At 39.2% G+C, this 20,012-nt stretch carries 18 protein-coding genes and 3 pseudogenes; 2 read left to right on the top strand and 19 right to left on the bottom strand.

Annotation, left to right across the window (positions count from 1 at the left end; all coding sequences use genetic code 11):
- Positions 1 to 12: 12 nt before the first annotated feature.
- From ACU5DF_RS06735 to ACU5DF_RS06650, 18 genes and pseudogenes are all read right to left on the bottom strand, one after another.
- Positions 13 to 576 carry a DUF6162 family protein gene (locus ACU5DF_RS06735; RefSeq protein ID WP_446712287.1) on the bottom strand — a complete coding sequence of 188 codons (564 nt, stop codon included), beginning with the start codon at positions 574 to 576 and terminating at the stop codon, positions 13 to 15.
- Complete coding sequence (locus ACU5DF_RS06730; protein ID WP_017021649.1) at positions 573 to 890, bottom strand: hypothetical protein; 318 nt, start codon at positions 888 to 890, stop codon at positions 573 to 575. Before ACU5DF_RS06730 ends, ACU5DF_RS06735 begins: the two co-directional genes overlap by 4 nt.
- A 57-nt stretch (positions 891 to 947) precedes the next feature.
- A complete protein-coding gene (locus tag ACU5DF_RS06725) occupies positions 948 to 1,778 on the bottom strand; it encodes a DUF4198 domain-containing protein (RefSeq protein ID WP_446712491.1) in 831 nt (276 codons plus the stop codon).
- A gap of 49 nt (positions 1,779 to 1,827) precedes the next feature.
- Positions 1,828 to 2,311, bottom strand: a pseudogene (locus tag ACU5DF_RS06720) (DUF2271 domain-containing protein).
- Between the two features lie 75 nt (positions 2,312 to 2,386).
- Positions 2,387 to 3,031, bottom strand: a complete 645-nt coding sequence (locus ACU5DF_RS06715; protein ID WP_446712490.1) for a PepSY-associated TM helix domain-containing protein — start codon at positions 3,029 to 3,031, stop codon at positions 2,387 to 2,389.
- A 161-nt stretch (positions 3,032 to 3,192) separates the two neighbouring features.
- Positions 3,193 to 4,396 (bottom strand): annotated as a pseudogene (locus ACU5DF_RS06710) (tetratricopeptide repeat protein).
- A complete protein-coding gene (locus tag ACU5DF_RS06705) occupies positions 4,393 to 5,013 on the bottom strand; it encodes an energy transducer TonB (RefSeq protein ID WP_446712286.1) in 621 nt (206 codons plus the stop codon). Before ACU5DF_RS06705 ends, ACU5DF_RS06710 begins: the two are co-directional and overlap by 4 nt.
- Positions 5,013 to 5,417 (bottom strand): ExbD/TolR family protein, encoded by a 405-nt coding sequence (locus ACU5DF_RS06700; RefSeq protein ID WP_017021643.1) that lies wholly within the window; start codon positions 5,415 to 5,417, stop codon positions 5,013 to 5,015. The genes ACU5DF_RS06705 and ACU5DF_RS06700 overlap by 1 nt, the downstream gene beginning before the upstream one ends.
- Positions 5,414 to 5,923 (bottom strand): MotA/TolQ/ExbB proton channel family protein, encoded by a 510-nt coding sequence (locus ACU5DF_RS06695; protein WP_446712285.1) that lies wholly within the window; start codon positions 5,921 to 5,923, stop codon positions 5,414 to 5,416. Before ACU5DF_RS06695 ends, ACU5DF_RS06700 begins: the two co-directional genes overlap by 4 nt.
- Positions 5,923 to 7,279: pseudogene (locus ACU5DF_RS06690) on the bottom strand (MotA/TolQ/ExbB proton channel family protein). The gene ACU5DF_RS06695 and the pseudogene ACU5DF_RS06690 overlap by 1 nt, the downstream one beginning before the upstream one ends.
- Position 7,280: 1 nt before the next feature.
- The gene (locus ACU5DF_RS06685; protein ID WP_446712284.1) at positions 7,281 to 8,048 is read right to left on the bottom strand and encodes a DUF3450 domain-containing protein; all 768 of its coding nucleotides are present in this window, start codon (positions 8,046 to 8,048) and stop codon (positions 7,281 to 7,283) included.
- Between the two features lie 94 nt (positions 8,049 to 8,142).
- A complete protein-coding gene (locus ACU5DF_RS06680) occupies positions 8,143 to 10,227 on the bottom strand; it encodes a TonB-dependent siderophore receptor (protein WP_446712283.1) in 2,085 nt (694 codons plus the stop codon).
- 218 nt (positions 10,228 to 10,445) lie between these two features.
- Positions 10,446 to 11,834 (bottom strand): sensor histidine kinase, encoded by a 1,389-nt coding sequence (locus tag ACU5DF_RS06675; protein WP_446712282.1) that lies wholly within the window; start codon positions 11,832 to 11,834, stop codon positions 10,446 to 10,448.
- 6 nt (positions 11,835 to 11,840) lie between these two features.
- On the bottom strand, positions 11,841 to 12,506 hold the full coding sequence (locus ACU5DF_RS06670; RefSeq protein ID WP_446712281.1) for a response regulator transcription factor: 666 nt from the start codon (positions 12,504 to 12,506) through the stop codon (positions 11,841 to 11,843).
- A 90-nt stretch (positions 12,507 to 12,596) separates the two neighbouring features.
- Complete coding sequence (locus ACU5DF_RS06665; protein WP_446712280.1) at positions 12,597 to 13,643, bottom strand: ion channel; 1,047 nt, start codon at positions 13,641 to 13,643, stop codon at positions 12,597 to 12,599.
- A gap of 52 nt (positions 13,644 to 13,695) precedes the next feature.
- On the bottom strand, positions 13,696 to 14,622 hold the full coding sequence (gene cscK, locus ACU5DF_RS06660) for a fructokinase (RefSeq protein ID WP_446712279.1): 927 nt from the start codon (positions 14,620 to 14,622) through the stop codon (positions 13,696 to 13,698).
- A gap of 84 nt (positions 14,623 to 14,706) precedes the next feature.
- Positions 14,707 to 16,080 carry a PTS transporter subunit EIIC gene (locus ACU5DF_RS06655; RefSeq protein WP_446712278.1) on the bottom strand — a complete coding sequence of 458 codons (1,374 nt, stop codon included), beginning with the start codon at positions 16,078 to 16,080 and terminating at the stop codon, positions 14,707 to 14,709.
- A 10-nt stretch (positions 16,081 to 16,090) separates the two neighbouring features.
- Positions 16,091 to 17,092 carry a glycoside hydrolase family 32 protein gene (locus tag ACU5DF_RS06650; RefSeq protein ID WP_446712277.1) on the bottom strand — a complete coding sequence of 334 codons (1,002 nt, stop codon included), beginning with the start codon at positions 17,090 to 17,092 and terminating at the stop codon, positions 16,091 to 16,093.
- An 83-nt stretch (positions 17,093 to 17,175) separates the two neighbouring features.
- Here ACU5DF_RS06650 and ACU5DF_RS06645 point away from each other — a divergent pair, with 83 nt between their 5' ends.
- Positions 17,176 to 18,297, top strand: coding sequence for an ISAs1 family transposase (locus ACU5DF_RS06645; protein ID WP_446711344.1), 1,122 nt, complete (start codon positions 17,176 to 17,178; stop codon positions 18,295 to 18,297).
- Here ACU5DF_RS06645 and ACU5DF_RS06640 read toward each other — a convergent pair.
- The gene (locus ACU5DF_RS06640) at positions 18,294 to 18,800 is read right to left on the bottom strand and encodes a glycoside hydrolase family 32 protein (RefSeq protein WP_446712276.1); all 507 of its coding nucleotides are present in this window, start codon (positions 18,798 to 18,800) and stop codon (positions 18,294 to 18,296) included. The genes ACU5DF_RS06645 and ACU5DF_RS06640 overlap by 4 nt on opposite strands.
- A gap of 198 nt (positions 18,801 to 18,998) precedes the next feature.
- On the opposite strand from ACU5DF_RS06640, the gene ACU5DF_RS06635 reads away from it, so the two are divergent.
- The gene (locus ACU5DF_RS06635) at positions 18,999 to 19,991 is read left to right on the top strand and encodes a LacI family DNA-binding transcriptional regulator (protein ID WP_446712275.1); all 993 of its coding nucleotides are present in this window, start codon (positions 18,999 to 19,001) and stop codon (positions 19,989 to 19,991) included.
- Positions 19,992 to 20,012 lie beyond the last annotated feature (21 nt).

Below are 20,012 nucleotides of genomic sequence, written 5' to 3'. Positions count from 1 at the left end.
CTTTAATTGGTATCAATTTAAATGAGTGTCATGAGCAGGAAAGACAACTTGTATCCAATGCAGTTGAATGAGTTCGCTTTCATTCCAAGAGATTGAATCAGGGGAGATAGACGTAGACATCAAATCAGGGTTCAGCCAAAGTTCAATATCATCGCCTTTCGCATTAAAGATGAATGATGCAGACCCTTCTTTTTTAGAGGCTAAGCCTAAATAAATGCCATTGCCTAAATGCTGCCATTGGTGCTTTCCACGGCGCTCCCAGCTTTGGTCTTGTACAAAAGGAGGCAACCACTCATCGGCTAAATAAGCGATATCTGGCCATGTATTTTCTTCTTCTGATTCAGCCTGAATATCGTAAATTTCTTCATAGGCTAAACGTAGTTCAGCGATCATAGCTAAATCGTCTTGTGTCAAATCGGTAATAAGCACTTGGTGTGATTCAAGCTTTACACCTTCATCGTTCGATTGATGATATGGCAACGCGACCACTGCAATAAGCGAAATGCACCCAATAATGAGTGCTATCCATTTTCCTTCTGCGCTTCCATTATCTGGAGTAACTGATTGAATGATCATTTCTCTGAGATCTCGACAACATCGACTTCAACAGGGCTTTCATGTCCTGAATCAAACACTAGATAAAAATCCGTTTCAGGATTCGTAAATTCCGCAATTGAACGTTTATCTGTGGTTACTTTTGCAATCAAATTATCATCGTAATCATACATATTTACATCGTAATCAACCGCTTTACTGCCATCACTGTAACCTGTTTCACACAGTACTAAATCCGATTCAAACCAACAGCTCATTAATGGAAAGTGAGCAAAACTCGCAGAAGAAAAAAGAAGAGAAGAAACAAAAAGGGTTTTCAGGTTTACTTTAGTCATGGATACATCTCGATAAAAAAGCACCACAAACCTTTATAGAAAGTGGTGCTAACTGCATTATTGAAGTAGAGCTTCAAACGTTAAGTGAACATTTACGCTTGCTTGTTCTGCAAGTGGGTGGTCTTTCAATTCACCTTTATAATTTGATTTCATCAGGTAACGACCCGCAGTTTCAGGAGTAAAGGTGATCTTTCCCTCTTTATCACTCACTACATCAATCTGCTCTTGATGATTTCGATATAACGTCCCTTCACGAGTAATGTCAGCCGTTACGCCTGCTTGAGGTTTGCCATTAAAGAAGAACTGAAAAGTAACTGGCTCACCTTCAAGAATATCTGATGGGTGAGTTAATGGTTTAAGCTCTAACAGCGTATTATCAAGCTTCATTGCTTCTGTTGTAGGCTTGCCTACTGTCACGTAACTTTCAGCACGAGTAAAACTAATTTGAGTCACAATATCACGGGCTTTCTCTGGAAGAACTAACGCACGATCAGCCTTGGTCGCTTTAATCCATTTAACCGTATCACGACGGCCTGCTTTATATTGGGTGTAATACGTTGGTTCATTATTAATACGAACTTTATGTGTGCCTTCTTCTTCAAAATAGAAATCAAACATTGAGCGGCGCTTACCCTTAACCACAAAGTTTGGACGCTCAGTTCGACCATCTGGCATCACAACTTGTGCTTTATCGCTGCCCGCTGGTTTATCAAATACAAATGTACCGTGTGACGCGGTCACATCAAATGTAAGCCAATCACCGCCTTCTTTAGATACAGTAAAATGAGAAGGTAACACCCAACGAGGGTGAGCGTTCGCAGTAGTAGCAACCAATAAACCCGCAGCCATTACGCCACTTAATATTGCAGCCTTTACTTTATTGTTCATTATTGTCGTTCTCATAATTTGTTTAATTCCCTGTAAATAGACATCTGTATTAATTTTTATATTCGATTGTGATTAAGCCAGTCTCTTCAGTTGGAGCAAGTTGGTATGACATATCACTATCGGCCAATTTCATTTTTTGACGTAAATAGTTACGACCACCATGCTCACGAACCACTTCAACGTGTAACGTATAGTCACCTTGTGGTAACGCCTGACCTGAATCATCCTTTCCATCCCAACTGAATTTATATTTTCCGGCTGGTCGTGTTGCAGAAGTAACAGCATCAACTAATTCACGATCGTAACGACCGACTTTGCGCCACCAACTTCTTAAATCTTTTTAGCCACTCATCTTTACCTACCCACAGCTCAATCGTTTTTACTGATTTACGTTCACTGTTTTCAATCCACACCGCCACATAAGGGCGTGCATACATAGTGGTTGTAATCGCAGGAAGCTCAAAAGCGATATCGACTTTCGCACTCTCAGAAATAGCCGCTGAATGAACCAAAAGAGGCGTCGTTAATATCATTGCTGCAATTGAATGACGTAAATAAGTAGAGAGTGAAGCCATTGTGATGTCCTTATGGATACAAGATTAAAAGGGTTAAGGTACGGCAATAAAATACAATGCAAGCGTGATTGATGAGCCAAATGCCATCCACTTCATTGATGTCATCAGTGTTCTTTTTTTCGGTAAAATTAAGCACACGCCCGTAAGTACAAAAAAGACCATTAATAGCGCGGTAATATCAATGAATGCCTTCCAGACCTCACCACTATTTCGTCCTTTATGTAAATCATTTAATAACGCAACAACACCATAATTTGAGCTTTCGATGTCTGCTATGCCTGTCGTTAAATCAATATAAACAGACGCGTTATAACCGGGTCCTTTATAGTTTAATGACAATTCACCCTCGACTAATTCACCGTCTTCAACCTCGGTAAAAACATCGACATTAGAAGGCGTTCCAGAGAGATCGGTATGTTGATTTAAGTAATTAAGCAAAGCGGCAGTGTTTGGTTTATTCCACAGAACTTGCTGCTTTTCATCTAGAGAAAAAAGCACATCATGAGGAATAGAAAGAGTGGTATTTTTTATGTCTGGAGAGCTGCTGACAAACCAATCAGGACGATTTAGCGTGATCCCTGTGATCGAAAAAAATAAGACAACGAGTAGAAGCGCCATTGATACGTAAACATGTAAGCGACGCGCCCACAATTGTACTTGTTTGTTTTTAAGCAGCATGAATAAGACAGAGTCAATTAAGAATAATGGACGGCAATGTAATTGGTAATGATTTGCATTGCCATTCAATTTACATTATTTACGTTTGGGAAGATTTTTAACGCCTATCTTTATTGAAGGTGTGAAAGCCCTCATCATTCAATAAGGGCATTAAAGAGAGTTTACACTGAATTATTGACAGTCTTTCTCAGTTGAGACAAATACTTTATCCACCCTTTCGCTTCATTTGATGGGGTAAAATCATTGGCTCTCTTGGCATAAAGTAAAGCCGAGTCTATTTGGTTTAATTTGTAATAAGCTCTCACTTTAGCTAGCGCGATATCCTCTGTCTTTTTGTAATCTTTTACTTTATCTAAGGTTTTCAAGCCCTGTTGATGGCGACCTTCTTGAATTTGTAATTGTGCAACCTGCCAGTAAAAACGTGAATCTAGTGTCGCGGCTTTTGACCAAGTAACAATGGCTTTATCCCACTCTTTTGCTGCTTGCCAATAACTTGCCTGCATTGTCAGTAAATCAATATCACTTTGCGCTTCATCTAACTGACTTAGTACTTCAGCGGCTTTCTCTGGGATACCGCGTTGAGCATAAAGTTGAGCCGACAATTTCAGCTCTGATTGACTCAACTCAATTCCTTGTCGCTCTGCTAGAATAAGGGTATCTAACGCATTTTTAGGTTGATTCAAGCGAAGCTGAATACTAGTTAACTGCTGCCACCACGTCGCTTTATTTGGTTCAAGTACAATTAAGCTGTTCAATGTAGGGATAGCCGATTTCCATTGTTTTAACTGCAACTGCGCCCCTAATTTCAGTACTAGCGATTGGCTTTTTTCACTTTGTTTCTTATATATCGCAACACGTTCATGCTTATTTAATGCAGAAAGGACCTTATTCCATTGTGATAGCTGGTAATGGGTTTGAGAAATTCGGAACCATAAATCCCCAATACTCTGCTTTTCAGGGAGCGTTTTGGTTAATTGATAATAATGAGGCAAGGCATCAGAAAAACGCTGCTCGGTAAGTAGAAGATCTGCCAACATACGTTGAGTTACCCATGCTTGCTCATCTGCTAATTGCTTGCTGCTAACCGGCTTTTGAAAGATAGCTGACCGCTGAATTACTGTTGCCTGATTGCCAATAAAAAACACCCAGCATACGTTGAATATAGGCTTTATCATACTCTAGTGAAGGCGATAAATCGGCAAGCACACCAATGGCTTCTTTCATCTTATCTTGCTGCTGGAGTTGAATAGCTCGCTGTACTTTAGCTGCGTTATATTGGCTAAGTTGCCCTGCTTGTATTGAGTGACTAAAAAACAAAATAAAGCTCAGAACCAGTGCTGACGAGGTTGATAATAATTTCATCATTTTGCTAACGTAAACTCCAATTTCACCGTTTGTCCAAGTTGAGCAATGGCTTTTCCATCGACCACTTTTGGTTGATATTTCCATTTTTTCAACGCTTTTAACGCTTCTCTTTCAAACATTCGCCGTGGTTTAGCATCCGTCACTTTTACATTGGTTGGGCGACCCTGCTCATCAATGGTAAATGACATCACAACAAATCCTTCAGCACCTCTTTTTAATGCCTTTGATGGGTAACGAGGCTCAACACGATACAAAGGCATGGCTTGCTGATTACCTGTAAAATCAGAAAAACTAGGTGCGTTAATCGCTAAACCAGAAATTCCAGAATCCAAGCTCATTGGTGGCATTGAACTTTGTGGCGTCGCCATCGAGGTTTGAGTTTGAGACGCCATTGGTTTTGCCTCTGGTGGCGGCTCTGGTGTTTCTGGTTTTTCAGGCACACGACGTTGACGGCGCTGAACATCTTGTTCTTGCTCAACCATCACCATATCAAAACGAATCGTCTCATCACTTTCTGGTTTACCGTTATGCCCGTTGTCTACCATCCACGCCATAAACGTAAACAATCCAACGGTTATAGAAAGTGCAACTGGAACCGCTAACAATAATCGCCACATTAGTTTTTCTCCGCAGCCAATGCGATACCTTTAACTCCTGCACCTTTAGCTGCATCCATCACTTTTACAACCGTGCCATTATAAGCATGTTCATCAGCCTGAATGACTAGCGATGCGTCTGGTTGCTCTAGTAACAAATGTTCCAATGTTGCTTGAACTCGCTCTGCATCCACCATGCGTTTATCAATGAAAATATCGTTTGAAGCCGTAATAGCAACAAAGATACCCGCGTCTTTTTGGCTAGATACATTGCTTGCTTGAGGGCGATTAACTTCAACGCCTGACTCTCGAACAAATGAACTGGTTACGATAAAAAAGATCAGCATGATAAATACGATATCAAGCATTGATGTTAAATCGATTTGTGCTTCTTCTTGATTTGAAGAACGACGGCCAAGTCTCATGACTGACTCCTTAATGCTTTTTCTAAATGATGTTCTTTACGACGACACACTTTGGCTAAACGAGCATGAACAAACATACCCGCTAACGCTGCAACCATTCCAGCCATGGTTGGTAAGGTCGCTAACGAAATGCCCGATGCCATTAGTTTAGGCTGGCTACTGCCTTGATTTGCCATTACATCAAACACAGAAATCATGCCAGTTACTGTGCCTAATAATCCAAGCATTGGGCAAATTGCCACAAGAACTTTGATAAAATTCAAATATTGATTAAGTTGAAGGTGCGCTTCACTTATCCATCCATCACGAATGGTTTTCGCATACCACGAATCGTGATCGTCTCGCTGTTGCCATTTCTCTAACCATACTTTTCGTTGTGCAGGAAAAGTGAATAATAAGAAAAACACACGCTCAACCACCAGTAACCAACATACCGCGACAACAGCCCCTAACCACCATAATATGGGGCCGCCTTGTGCCATAAAGTGGGATAGAAATGCCGTCATTAGGCTGCGATTCCCATTGGTTTATTCAACGTTTCTTTTTCTGCTTGCTCTGCAACTAAGCTCAAGCCCTGCTTTTCAAGAATGGTACGAATACTTTCTGCTTGTGAGCTTAAAATGTTGTGAGTTAATAACAGTGGCATTGCTGCTACTAAGCCAAGAACCGTCGTCACTAGCGCCATTGAAATACCACCTGCCATCACTTTAGGATCGCCATTACCAAATTGAGTAATCACTTGGAACGTTTCGATCATGCCGGTAACGGTACCTAAAAGCCCTAACATCGGGGCTAATGCGGCAAGTAATTTAAGCATTGATAGGCCTTTTTCTAATCCTTGCTGCTCATCAACAATGGTTTCTAATAAGCGCAATTCCAAAGCTTCTACTGAGCGATTCTGCTCTGCATCATAAACAGATAACACACGACCTAGCGGATTCTTTCCAATGTTTGTCGGATCTTTTAATTGAGTACGTATTTGCTGACGAATAACCAACAATCTAACGCCATTAAATAATGAGATAAGTAAACCAATCGCCAATAAAACAATAATGATTTGTCCAACTACACCACCGGCTTGAAAACGATCTTTAAGTGTTGGTAAGTTTGCTAGTTGTTCCAACATGATCCCACGAGATGGATCAACAGACATCATCATCACTTGCTGTTGTTGCATATCAGATAATGTAGCGACTGATGGCGCAAGATCAGGCTGTTGTGAATAATACGTTGCTACGCTCTTTTTGTTATCCCAACGTAGGAAGCCTTCGTCACCAACAAGCGCCATATTTCCTAAACGATAAGCATTAATTTCAGAACGATGCCCTGCACCATTAATTAGGGTCACTGGCATTAATTCCAACGCTGAACTCGCCTGCACTTGTTGAGTCATTGTTTGCCATAACCCTGTTAACTGAGTCATTGATGGCAATGATTTAGCCTCTACAATGTCATTAATCACTTGTGCATTATTAGCATTAATTGAACCTGTCACTGAGTTTTTTAATTCAGCATTAAGATCTTTTGCCGCTTGTCTTACCACGCCAAACAACTCACCTAAACTGCCTGTTTCTAAATGCAATTGTTGCTCTAGCGTAGCAAGTGATTGTTCGTTTTTACTGAAGGTTGAACTCAGTTCATCGCTCTCTTTTTGCAGTTTTTTACGCTCTGCAATGAGGGCGTTCTTTTGTGCTTTAAATTCCTTTCTCAGTCAACGCAAAGCCCGCTTCTCGCTGTGTATTGTGTTGCTTTTGAATTTGGCTTGCTTGCTTTGTATCTTGAACTAATTCAGAGCTTGCTGCCGATGTGTTAGCTGAAAAGCTTAATACTGAAATAGCTAAAATAAGTGGTTTGATTGTCATGTTATTTCACCTCTTTCAGTGATAGAGAAACAGGCAAAGTTAATAAACTTGGCGCGACTTGCTTATAACCCACTGAATAGGCTTTTGCTAACTCATCATTGAATGATGAATCCAATAATGTCCATCGATTGTTATAAGTATCCCAACTCCAGTATTGCGAAGAGTCTAAGCGACGAGCAAGCAAAGATACACGCCCTAGATGCAGCATATCGGCATCGATTAGTTCATCATTTTCAACCGTAATTTGAGTTTGGTATGTTCCCAACTTTGAACCGTAATCCATCTCAATTTGATACGCTTCCAGAATACGGCGGTATTTTTCAGCATCACTAACATCGGCTCTTGTCATCATATGCTCAAGCTTTTCGATGCGTAAGGTACGTTCTGAAATCTTGATTGGTTTATCTTGTTCAACTAATACCGTAAGACCTGACAGCATCTTATACATCAACGGCACTACGCCTTGACGAGTGTCTTTTATGGTTTCAATTTGGCTGTTTAAATTTGTCATCTCTTGTTGTTGACTATTCACCAAGCCAGCTAAGTGATTACGATAAACCGCAAGATTTTTCACTTCTTCTTGCAGTTGTTCGATCTCTGCTTTATAGGTCAATGTGGCTTCTGCGCTTTTATCAATTTTGCTTTGGCTAACTGCTGAAGCTGTATTTGATTTATTCTCGATAGATCGAGCTTGATCAAGCGTAGAGGCTTGAGCTGAGGTCATTACAGTAGCTAACGCTAATCCAATACTGGCTTTTAGAATATTCATATTTTTTATCTTAACTATCTATGTTCTTAAAATTTACATTCAAATAAACGCACTAAAGGGAGACCGAAGCCTCCCTTATATTTAATGCGCTAAATTAGTATTTAACTTGTAGTGTCGCCATGTAGTTTCGGCCTTCACCAACCACTACACCACTAGTACTACCTCCGGCTAGGTAATCAGTATCTAATAAATTTTCTACATTAAATCGTGCGACAAAATCTAAATTTTCATCATATTTAATAGTATGAGAAATACCCATATCTACTCGTGTATATGCGTCTTTCTTAAGCTCGTTTGAAGAATCATAGTAACGCTCACCTACATGGTAAACACCAAGGTTAATCCCTGTGCCATTGTTGAAATCATACTGCGACCAAATGCTTGCACTAAACTCAGGTACATCTGCAGGTGTTTTACCTTCTAGCGCTGGATCATTTTCATATTTAGCATCGAGAATAGTGGTTGATGCACTTAATGAGAACGCTTCCGTTACATAGCCTGTTGCTGCTAACTCAATACCTGTATGAACTTGCTCACCAACTTGTGATGTTCTTGTACGATCTGTTCCATCCTTTAAGTCTTCAGATACTTGCATATTCGATTGTACAATTTGGAATAAAGCACCTGATACATATAGGCTGTTATCTAATAATTCCCATTTTGTACCCAACTCGTATAAGTGACCTTTTTGAGGATCTTGTTCTTTACCGTGGTTAACATCATCTTCATCGTTAATATCTGCCACTGGCTCAAAGCTTTCAGAGTACACGGCATAAATAGAACCGTTTTCAGCAGGATGATAAATAGCACCCACTTTTGGAAGAACATTTGAGTAATCTGCTTTTACACCCTTGCTACTTTCAGTTTTATCAACAGCAAAGCGTACCCCTGCAAGTAATTGCCAAGAATCATTAAATGTCACTAAATCTTGTAAATAAATTCCGTAATGTTGGCTCTTTGAATGAGAACCAACAGTATCATTATTTGAACTCAAATCATCTGGGCGATTAAAACCGTCACTACACGTATCTGTACCTGTAGTACATGATGTTGTTTTGTCGTATTCACGCTTGTAGTCATAATGCAAACCATTACCACCAACTAATAAACGGTGGTTAACACCTAGAGCATCAACATCCCCCGTGAAATCAACATAAGCGGTATCGAATGTCCACTCATCATGACGATCTGATGATTTATAGCCACTACCATCTTTATGTATGTCAGATTCTGTACGTTGACGCTCATAAAACTGACGACTAATACCCGTTTTAACAGACCATGAGTCAGTCAAGTTCGCTGTAAGCCCCAGACCATAGTTAGCCACATCGTTATCAGTTTCAGCCCAATGTTGATCCTTCACAGTATTTGGATCAATGACTTCACCCGTTGTTGTATCTACTTTTGAACCGTTATCTAAATCGCCTTGCTCGTTAGTTCTGTCATAGTGTGCAGATAACATAATGTCGTCATTAATATCATAATCAACAAACAGACCACCGACAGTACGATCAGTTTCAACGGCAGTACCATCAAAACGAGTTCGCCATGACTCTTTATGTTCTTCAGATAAAACAACACGAGCACGCAATGTTTTGTCTTCATTCAATGCACCACTAATATCAGCCATGGTACGAGTTGAATTATTTGAACCGATATCTTGGCTAAGATTTACTTGCGTTTCATACGTTGGTTTTTTAGAAATCATATTCACTAAGCCACCAGGTGTCGATTTACCGTAAAGTAAACCTGCTGGCCCCTTAACGACTTCGACTCGTTCTAATAACTCAATTGGTTGACGATAATGAGACCAGTGTTGAACACCATCACGTAAGAAGCTTGAGCTGCTGCTTAGCTCAAAACCACGTAGATAAAAACGTTCACGGTTTGTTGATTTAGACCCTTCTGAAATACTTGAGTCATTCTTCAACACTTCACCTAGTGTACTCGCACGTTGTTCATCAATGATTTGCTCATCAATAACAGTTACTTGTCCAGGAGTTTCTAATTGCGTTGCTTCCATACGCATTGACGTTGAGTTTGTGTCTGCTTTATAACCGTAATCACGACCAGTAACGACCATGTGCTCATCAGTGGTTGATGCGTCTGTTTCAGCGTAAGCAAGAGGGGTAGACAAAACTGCGCCAATAACAAGAGCCAACTGACTTTTAGAAAACATATTCCATTATCTCCAAATCTTTTATTAATAAACGGGTGATTAAATTCTGAGATGGAATATAAATGATAATCGTTATTATTTGCAATTGAATTTACATTCTTTGCATTCGTAAAGATATTGGTATTTGCCTATCTATTATAAAATATGAAGTGATTTCATCATCTTATATATAAAAATACACCTATATAAATAAATACACTTAACAAGAGAAATTAGCTTCATACATTAAATAGCAGTGAAACTCTTAAGCCTCCCTCTTTTCTATTCTCAGCTTTCACTTTACCTTTCATCACTAACATAGCTTCTTTAACTATCGCAAGCCCTAAACCATAGCCACCGGATTGCTTATCCCTGGCTGACTCTAAACGGGTAAATGGGGAGAATATATCTGATAGCTGGTGTTCTGGGATCCCAAGGCCATCATCTTCTACGATCACCGCAACATACTCATTACCTTGTTCTGTGTATGGTGTTACGACAACCTGAATCATCGCATTTTCACCAGCATATTTGATCGCATTACCAATCAAGTTACTGATCGCGCGAGTCACCAAGCGTGGATCAGCCATTATTATTGGAATAGTCGTAGAACATTGCATACTTAACGTTTGATTTGGTTTTAAATCTACTTGGCGTTGAGCAATTTGAGCACTGCTATAACTGTCTAGCGTGACCGCTTCTAGTTTTGCTGAATACCGAGCACTCTCCAAACGACTAAATTCTAAGATCTCACCAACTAATGTGTTCATTTCATTAGATTCATTTTCTAATCTATCTAATAAATGTTGATGTTCACTGTCTACTTTCTTTCTTAGTAAATGCAGCGCTAAGTTATGTCGAGCTAATGGCGTTCGTAATTCATGAGAAACATCGCGAATCAATCGCTGTTGCTTTTCAGCTAAGGAGTGAATCTCATGTGTCATATTATCAAAGTCATGAGCCAACTCGCTAAACTCTCGAACAGAGTGCCCAATCTCATCACTTACTTTTACCTCAAAATCACCTTGAGATAATTTATGACTAACGGCTCGTAATTTATCTAAAGGCTGCTGTAAATAGCGAGCAATAACCCAAGAGAACAAACCTAAAATCAATGCAGAAATAACGAGCTTAATAATACCAAAATAAAATGGAAAATCATTTGCAGGGTGCTGTTGATACGGCATTTGAATCACAATAGTCAAACCATTATCTAATGGGATACCAATAATGGGACGATTCACTTCATTATCCAATTGAGTATCTAATGGACGTAAATACCGGAGCTTAAATTCAAAATGAGGATGCATGTCGCGATGCGTAATTGGGTGTTTATTCTTATCTAAAACAAAAAGATAATATTCTTGCGCTCTGCCCCAATCAGCTAATTCATCCATATCGCCTTCTGCAATCAATATATTTGCTTGATTGGCTAAATCCAACATTTCTTCTTGGATTGAAGAGGGGACACGCAGCATAGATTTCATTAATGCTATTTCAGCTAAGCTTTGTAAGGAAATGATTAGAAATAAACTGGTAGCAAAAGCACTAAACAGACGAAATGCTAACCCGTTTTTATGTTTATAAAATAAAGAAGGGCAAATTTTAAGCCAGCAAATAATCTTCATGACTTATTACTCATGAACGACTTTAATAAAACTGTATCCGCGACCGCGCACCGTTTTTATATGCTGTTTAGATAAACCTGACTTCAAGAGCTTACGACGAATATTACTGATGTGCATATCTAAATTTCGATCAAAGGGACACAGCTCTTTCTTAAGTATATTAATTTGTAAATCAGACTTAGAGACCACTAAATCGGCATTCTTAATCAAATATTGCAGTAATTCCGATTCTGTTTCAGTCAGTGGTAACCGCAAGAATTGTTCTGCCAAATCTTCTGTCGCACCCACATAATTTTGACGCTGACGCTCTAACCCTACACGACGTAATATAGCAGTAATACGTGCCAGTAATTCCGGAACATTAAAAGGTTTGGCAATAAAATGATCGGCACCAGCTTGTAAGCCATCAAGCATAGACGCTTCATCACCTAGAGCAGTGAGCATAAGAATAGGGGTAGCAAAACGCTGACAAATACGGCGTGCCACTTGATAGCCATCAAGCTTGGGAAGCATGACATCTAATAAAACAAGATCAACTGAATGGCTCTGGATAAACTCTAGGGCACTTTCACCACAATGGACACAATCAACATCATAGCCTTCATCTTGTAAAACTTCTTGCAATAAATTGCACAACGCTATGTCGTCATCGACCACTAAAATACGGGACACGTTTACTTTCCTATCAAATGAAAATCGTTCGTATTCTAATCTTGAGAAAAGCGTTGTGCAACAGACTTATTATAAAACCATCAATAACCTTTAATTATTTATGGTTTTCTGCCAATCAAGGTCCATAATACGCTCATCAGCAATGTAATAAACCACATCACCAGAGGCTAATTGTGTCTCTAAACTTGGGTTTACTTTACAGCCTTGATCTTTTTGCTGCACCGCTATAATGATAGCTTCATATTGTTTTTTAAATGAAGAATATATTGATTCAAGAGTAAAGCTCTCAAGATCACTTGGTACTTCAATTGAATATTGAGTTTGACCTTCATGTGCACTAACTAGCTCAGAATGAATAAAGCTTGAACCCTTATCCATCACCGATTTTGCAACTAATTCAGTAGAAAGTGATGAAATGCATTCAGAATTAGGACAATATTTGTGCAATAAATTACGTTTAATCGGATCTTCAAAATGAGCAACTAAATGAGCATCACTGTTCTGCTCTGCAACAAACAAGCTAACTGTTAACGTTACATCATCCAAATCGGTATCTACAATGACCGCACTGGCTTTCGCTAGGTTTGTACGTTCCATTTCTAACGCATCAGTAAATGAATTAACTCGAACAAAATGAGTGCTTGAATCAAATGGAGATTCTTCATACTCACAAGATACCACCACCACTTCACGACGACCTTTCTCTTCTCTTTTTAGCATTTCTAGTAAATGAGGTGTTCTAGCGCTATTAATGCCAATAACAATGATGTGATTTTCTATGTTCAAATTTTGTTTTCCTCTTCGATTCGTACGCCAAAAGTCCGTAAAAAAAACCGCAATTCGTCCAACGGACAATGCAAATAACCCCACACCACATGGAATAATAAATAAGGCTGAAAATAAACGACCACTGCTGGTTGCTGGGCTTAAATCTCCATAACCAACCGTACTGCTTGTAGTCACTAAATAGTATAAAAAGTTAGCGATATTATCAGTTAAATGGGCTTCATTTGTGATAATAAGCCCAACCCAACTAAGCAGTACATAACCACTTGTCAATAACAGTAAAATATACGCATTGATTGCCATAAAATGCTTATTAATCAAATCAGTAATAATTTTTAAAATGGCGTGCATATCCTATCCTTAAGCTGCCCAAAATGTCTGAGCAGTGTAACGGACTAACAAACTATCGTATACCTTCTAATTCGAATAATGATTGTTGCGTCGGAAGTGCGGTCATCGCCCCTTTTTGAGTTGTTGCTAATGCACCGCAAATATTTCCCCAGCAAACGGCCTTCTCGATAACGGTAATATTATCCCACTCAACGTGCTGAGATAATTGCGCTAAAAGACCACATACAAACGCATCACCGGCACCGGTTGTATCTACAACATCAACAGAGATGCCTGAGATAACTTGTTGCTTACCATCAAATACAACTAATGCGCCTTTAGCCCCTAAAGTGATCGCTACTAATGGGATATTCAGTGATTCTATAAACGCTAAACCTTGCTGTAAATCCGTTGTATCAGTTAAAAACAATAACTCTTCTTCAGAGAATTTAACCACATCTGCTAATGCGACCGCTTTCATCACGACATCTTTAATCTCTGATGGGTTTTGCCACACTTCATCACGTAGATTAGGATCGAAACTAACAAAACCACCCACAGATTTAATAGCTGCCAGAGCATATAATGTAGAGCTTCGGCTTGGCTCATTAGCTAATGAAATTGAACAAGTATGCAACCACTCACCCGCCAAGAAAGAAGGCACGTCCGATTTTTCAACAAACTGATCAGCACTCGGTTTTACCATAAAAGTAAAGGTTCTCTCACCGGTGTCATCTAGATCAACCAACACGGTAGAGGTTCGTTGCGCTTTATCAAGCTGAAGATGAGTGACATCTACCCCTTCAGAGCTTAATGTTTCACGCATAAATCGGCCTAATGGATCTTCTCCAACACGGCCAAAGAAAGCACAATCACCACCTAAACGAGCAACACCCACCGCCACATTCGCTGGAGCACCACCAGGGCATTTCAAATAGGTATTTGCTGTTTCTGGGATCAGATCCACCACGGCATCACCCGTTAACCAAACTTTATTCATATTCATCTTCACTCGTACAAAAAGGCCCCAACGGCAAACCATCGAGGCAAGTAATAACAGGATTATAAGGGGATTTATAATCTACTATTTTATTCTTCTAATCGGGTTATAAATTCTAGTTAACATGAAGGCAGTAACAAATGCACTCGCAATTACCGTTAAGTATCCTAATACCGCAGTCAGTGAGTGTGAGTACAATAAGATACCTGGAATAAAGGTAATGCCCATACCTGTTGCACTGATATTTAATACATAAGTAACCAAACCACCGACTGCACCACCAACCATCCCGAAGATAAAGACTTTGCCATATTGAAGGTTTACACCAAACAGTAGTGGCTCTGTAATACCAAACAGTGTCGACATTGATGCACCGTACGCATTGCTCTTTTTCTGTTTGTTCTTCAACAGTGTCGCTACCGCAATTGCTGCACCAAATTGACCCGCCATAGACGCTGTACCTAATGGTTGTAACGGGTTCAGTCCTGTGTCATTTAATAAACCAATTTCAATCACACCCAACGCGTGATGTAGGCCGGTGATTACAATCATTTGTTGGAAAGCACCATATAAGATGTAACCAATACCTAATGGAAGATCAAGCGCCAAACGTACCAATGATGTACAACCATGCTCAATACTTTGTAGTAAAGGACCAAAGCCAAACAAGATAACCACAATAGCGATGGTGATGGTCATAAATGGCGTAACAATCAAGTCCATACTCGTTGGAACAAACTTTCTCAGATTACGTTCAAGGTAAGAGGTAAACCAACCAGCAAAAATAGCAGGTAAAACTGTGCCCTGATAACCGACTAATGGGAAAGAGAGTCCAAATAAAGTGACCATCATCGGTTCTGCGCCACCACTTGCTACTGCCCATGCGTTAGGCAGTTGCGGTGCAACCATCATCAAGCCAACCACTATCGCAATAACTGGGTTACCACCAAATTTTTTCGAGGCAGAAAAAGCAATCAATACTGGTAAGAAGGCAAAAGCAGTGTCAGTTAACATGCTAAACAGTGCCAATAGCTCAGGTGAAAATTCCACACCTGAATGCAGAAGCATGCCACGTAATCCCATTAGCAAGCCTGTAGTCACTAGCGCTGGGATTAATGGAACCAAAATATCAGCTAAAGTACGAACCACTTTTTGGCTTGCAGTCATGTCCGAGAAAGCGTCTTGCTTAAAATCACCACCTTCAGCTGTACCACCCAGTCTCTGCTTCAGTACATTGTAAACGTGAGTAACTTTACCTGTGCCAATAATAAACTGGTGCTGGCCTGATTGATAAAAATAACCGCTGATCTGTTCAATCGCTTTGGCTTCATCAACATTAACTTTATCATTGTCTTTTAAGATTAAACGTAAGCGTGTTGCACAATGCTCTGCGTTTTTTATGTTGTCGATTCCACCGATACTATCGAGTATCTCATTGGTAATAGCGTCATAATTCATAGTGTTATACCTAAATTCCATTCACATATTGTAGGGTTGCTTTTATTTCAGCAGGCTCATCAAAAGTTATTTTTAAGTATTGGTTTCCTTTTGATGGGAAAAACAGTGACGTAAATACATTACGTCCTTGGTCTGAAAATATTTCGATAATGCTTTGATCACAAAATAATGTCAGATTTTTACTTTTTTCAGTTAATGAACAAGAACGAATTGATCCAAATTCATACTCTTTTTCATTATGATCATAATTTGATCTGTCTAGTGTTAGTTGTTTACTTTCATTATCAACCGTAAATAAAAACTCATTATTAAAGTCGTCAAAAATAACCACTGCTATATTTTCAGCTTGGCTAAAATCAATATCTAATAAAAATGACAATGACTCTAATTTAATTATTCTCTCAGTCTTTATATTTAAATTTACTAATACCGAATTCAATTTAGTCTCATTAATCGGTTCTAATTCTTGGTATAGCTTATTCTCTTTAATCGACAGTTTTCTTGGTGCGGTTAAGCAATTAACCCAACCGTATTGCTCTGATGGTAAATCACCATCCGTTCCCGCCCATGCGATTAATGTTGGCTCATTTGGGTTGTTGTTCATGGTTTGTGGAGCGTAAAAGTCAAACCCTCGATCAAGTTCATCCCAATGAGTTACAGTAAATGTTAGTGATGCCCAATCAATCCGACCAATGCAATACACCACGTTATAACGGTTCTGGAATCGCTCTTGCTTTGGTGAAATCCCTTGTGGAGAAAAGATAAGTACATCTTGACCATCGACCTCTAGTAAATCAGGGCATTCAAACATATAGGCTTCATTAAAATCAGCATCAATATCAATGGATAACTCCCCTTTCAATGCCCACTCAAGCAAATTATCAGAGCTATAAACAATAATAGAACCTTTTAGATCAGCCTCTCTTTGAGCGCCAAGCAGCATGTAATAAACATCACCGTCTTTAATGATTTTGGGATCTCTTACATGACCCGTATACCAGGGCAAGATCACGAATGTTTTTTAATCAATTAAACGATCGATTTGACGATCAGATTTACCTGTGATCATATACCTCCTTTAACGAGGAGAATTCGATGCACATTGACCATTTTAAAGAACACTTTCATGAAATAACAGACCAAAGACAAGGTGCAAAAGTAACCTATTGCCTTTTTGAAGTTCTATTCGGCTCAATGTGTGCTGTTATTGCAGGAGCAAAAGGCTGGTTTGATATTAGAGAATACATTCTTGGTCATCACGCTTGGTTTGAACGTAATGGTATGTTTTTAAATGACATTCCTGTCGATGATACGATTGCTAGGATTGTTTCAAATATTGAACCAGAGCAATTTCATCAATGCTTCGTCTCTTGGATGTCTTCAGTGCATTCTTTAACTCAAGGCCAAGTCGTTGCTATTGATGGCAAGACACTTCGTGGCTCTTATGATCGAGACGACCGCTCAAGTACTATCCATATGGTGAGTGCTTACGCCTCTTCAAACAAATTGGTTTTAGGGCAGTTAAAAACAGAGCAAAAAAGTAATGAAATAACAGCTATTCCAGAGCTTATTAAGATGCTTGATATTAAAGGCGCATTAGTGACTATTGATGCCATGGCATGCCAAACGGCAATAGCCAAAGTCATAATAGATAAGGGCGCAGACTACTTATTAGCAGTAAAAAACAATCAAGGCTCGCTACGCAAATCTGTTGAAAAAGCATTTTCAAATCAACGCTCTACAGTAAACAAACTCATTAACCTTGAGCAAGGTCATGGCCGTATTGAATCACGTCAAAGTTATGTATTACCAAGTACAGCTCTAGAAGGTAACTTTTCTCGTTGGAAAGGCTTAAAAAGTATCATCATGATTGAAAGCTTTCGTGCCATTAAAGGAAAACAGCCCAGTCTAGAATATCGTTATTACATTAGCTCAAAAGAATTAAGTGCAGAGCAAGCAGCAGTGGCGGTCAGAGAGCATTGGGGGATCGAATCAATGCACTGGGTACTCGATGTCAGCATGAATGAAGATGCTTGCTCTATATTCAAAGATAATGGTGCCGAAAACCTTTCCTGCTTACGACACATGAGCTTGAACATGCTCAGAGCTGAGCCCACAAAACTGAGTATCGTGGGTAAACAAAAGCGATGCATGATGAATACTTCAATGCTTGAATCTGTTTTAACGGCAGGTTTTTTCTCAGAGGTTAAAATTTAACCACTCATGCGGTTGCCCTGACCCGTATACCCTTTAGGGAACGACTTTATAATTGGATTGTGCTCTGATTTTGTCACTTGATTATCTTTACCTAAAATAGCGATACACTGATTTGCATCACGCTCTTCGCCATTTTTTACATTACCTGTATAAAATAAATACGCAGAACCATCCTCAACAAAAGCCGCTCCAGAATAAGCACCATGTGACTCGTATTTGTCTACTGGAGTTATTTTACTTCCATGTTCATTCCAAGAATATAAATCACTCGATGTTAAATGCATCCAATGTTTCATTCCGTGAAAAGTACCAAATGGATACCACTGATAAAATAAATGATACTCACCATTAAAATAACAAAATCCATTTGGATCATTTAATAATCCATACGGTGGCGTAATATGTAATTGTGGTCGATATACTGTATTGCAACGAATAGCATTAAAATTTTCATTGTCTTGCTTCGTTGCAGCGTTAATCGTTTTATATTTATCTAAATCCACGGTGATACCCAATCATTAACTTGTTGAGTTGATAATAGAGTCTCATCTTCACTTTAGAAACTATAAACAAGACCCAATAGATAAGTAAGTTATCATTTACGCATATTGACTAAATTTATGTGATGTAACACAAAAACTTGTTACACAAATAATCGTATGATGAGCGCCACCACCAAATCGCCTTTTAAGAGATAGAAAATGACCATCAGAGACATTGCAAAATATTCAGGCGTTTCTATCGCTACGGTATCAAGAGTGATCAATAACAATGGCAAGGTATCTGACGCCGCACGACACTCAGTAGAAGCTGCTATTGCTAAATTTAATTACCAAAAACCAGAGCCTAAGAAAAAGAAAGCAACCAAGCTATTTGGTGTGATTGTACGTAATATGAGTAATCCGTTTTTCGCTAAATTGATTGATGTATTAGAAGAGGAAGCTTATAAGCACGGGCGCAGTATTCTGTTGTTCAATAGTCGTAATAATTTAAAGCTTGAGCAGACTTTTTTAGAGGAGTGTAAACATCATAATGTGGATGGGGTATTTCTTATTCCTCGCTCGTTAAAAGATCAACATATTCGTCCTCTTCAGAACGCTTCCTTTCCTATTATTCTATTAACGGTAACTTCACCACTCTGCTTGAGCATTGGAACACACCATAAGCAGGGGGGTAATTTAGTCGCAGAGCACTTTATTAAGCAAGGTTATCGACGTATTGGGTTTATTGGCAGTACTAACCAGCAATCTGACCGTTTTATTGGCTTTCAAAATACCTTATTAAGTAAAGGCAGAGATCTTATCGAGGAACGTATTCTCACGCCTTATACAATAGAGTCTTTGAAAGAGTTCGTACAAAACCACATACTAAGCTCAGATACACCATTGGAAGCACTCTTCTGCTCTGATGATATTTCAGCGAGCCATGTGTATAACCTGCTTAATAACACTAATCTAACTAAACAGGTCGAGATAGTTGGTTTTGATGACACCTTTATTGCACAATCACTCGGCTTTTCTAGTGTTCACCAACCGATGCATCAAATTGCCCTTCGTGGCTTTGAATTAATGCTTGATGCTCTCAATAAACAAGAAATACAACAGACAGAGTTTCTTTTAGAACCCAAGTTAATACTTAGAAATACCCCGCATCTTTTAGCTCAAAAACGAAGCAATGAAATATTGAAGGAATAAGTTAAAAAGCCACCTATAAAG

This window comes from Aliivibrio wodanis (genome assembly GCF_052920805.1).
The sequence above is the reverse complement of the archived record's forward strand: the minus strand, read 5'-3'. Positions and strand labels throughout refer to the sequence as shown.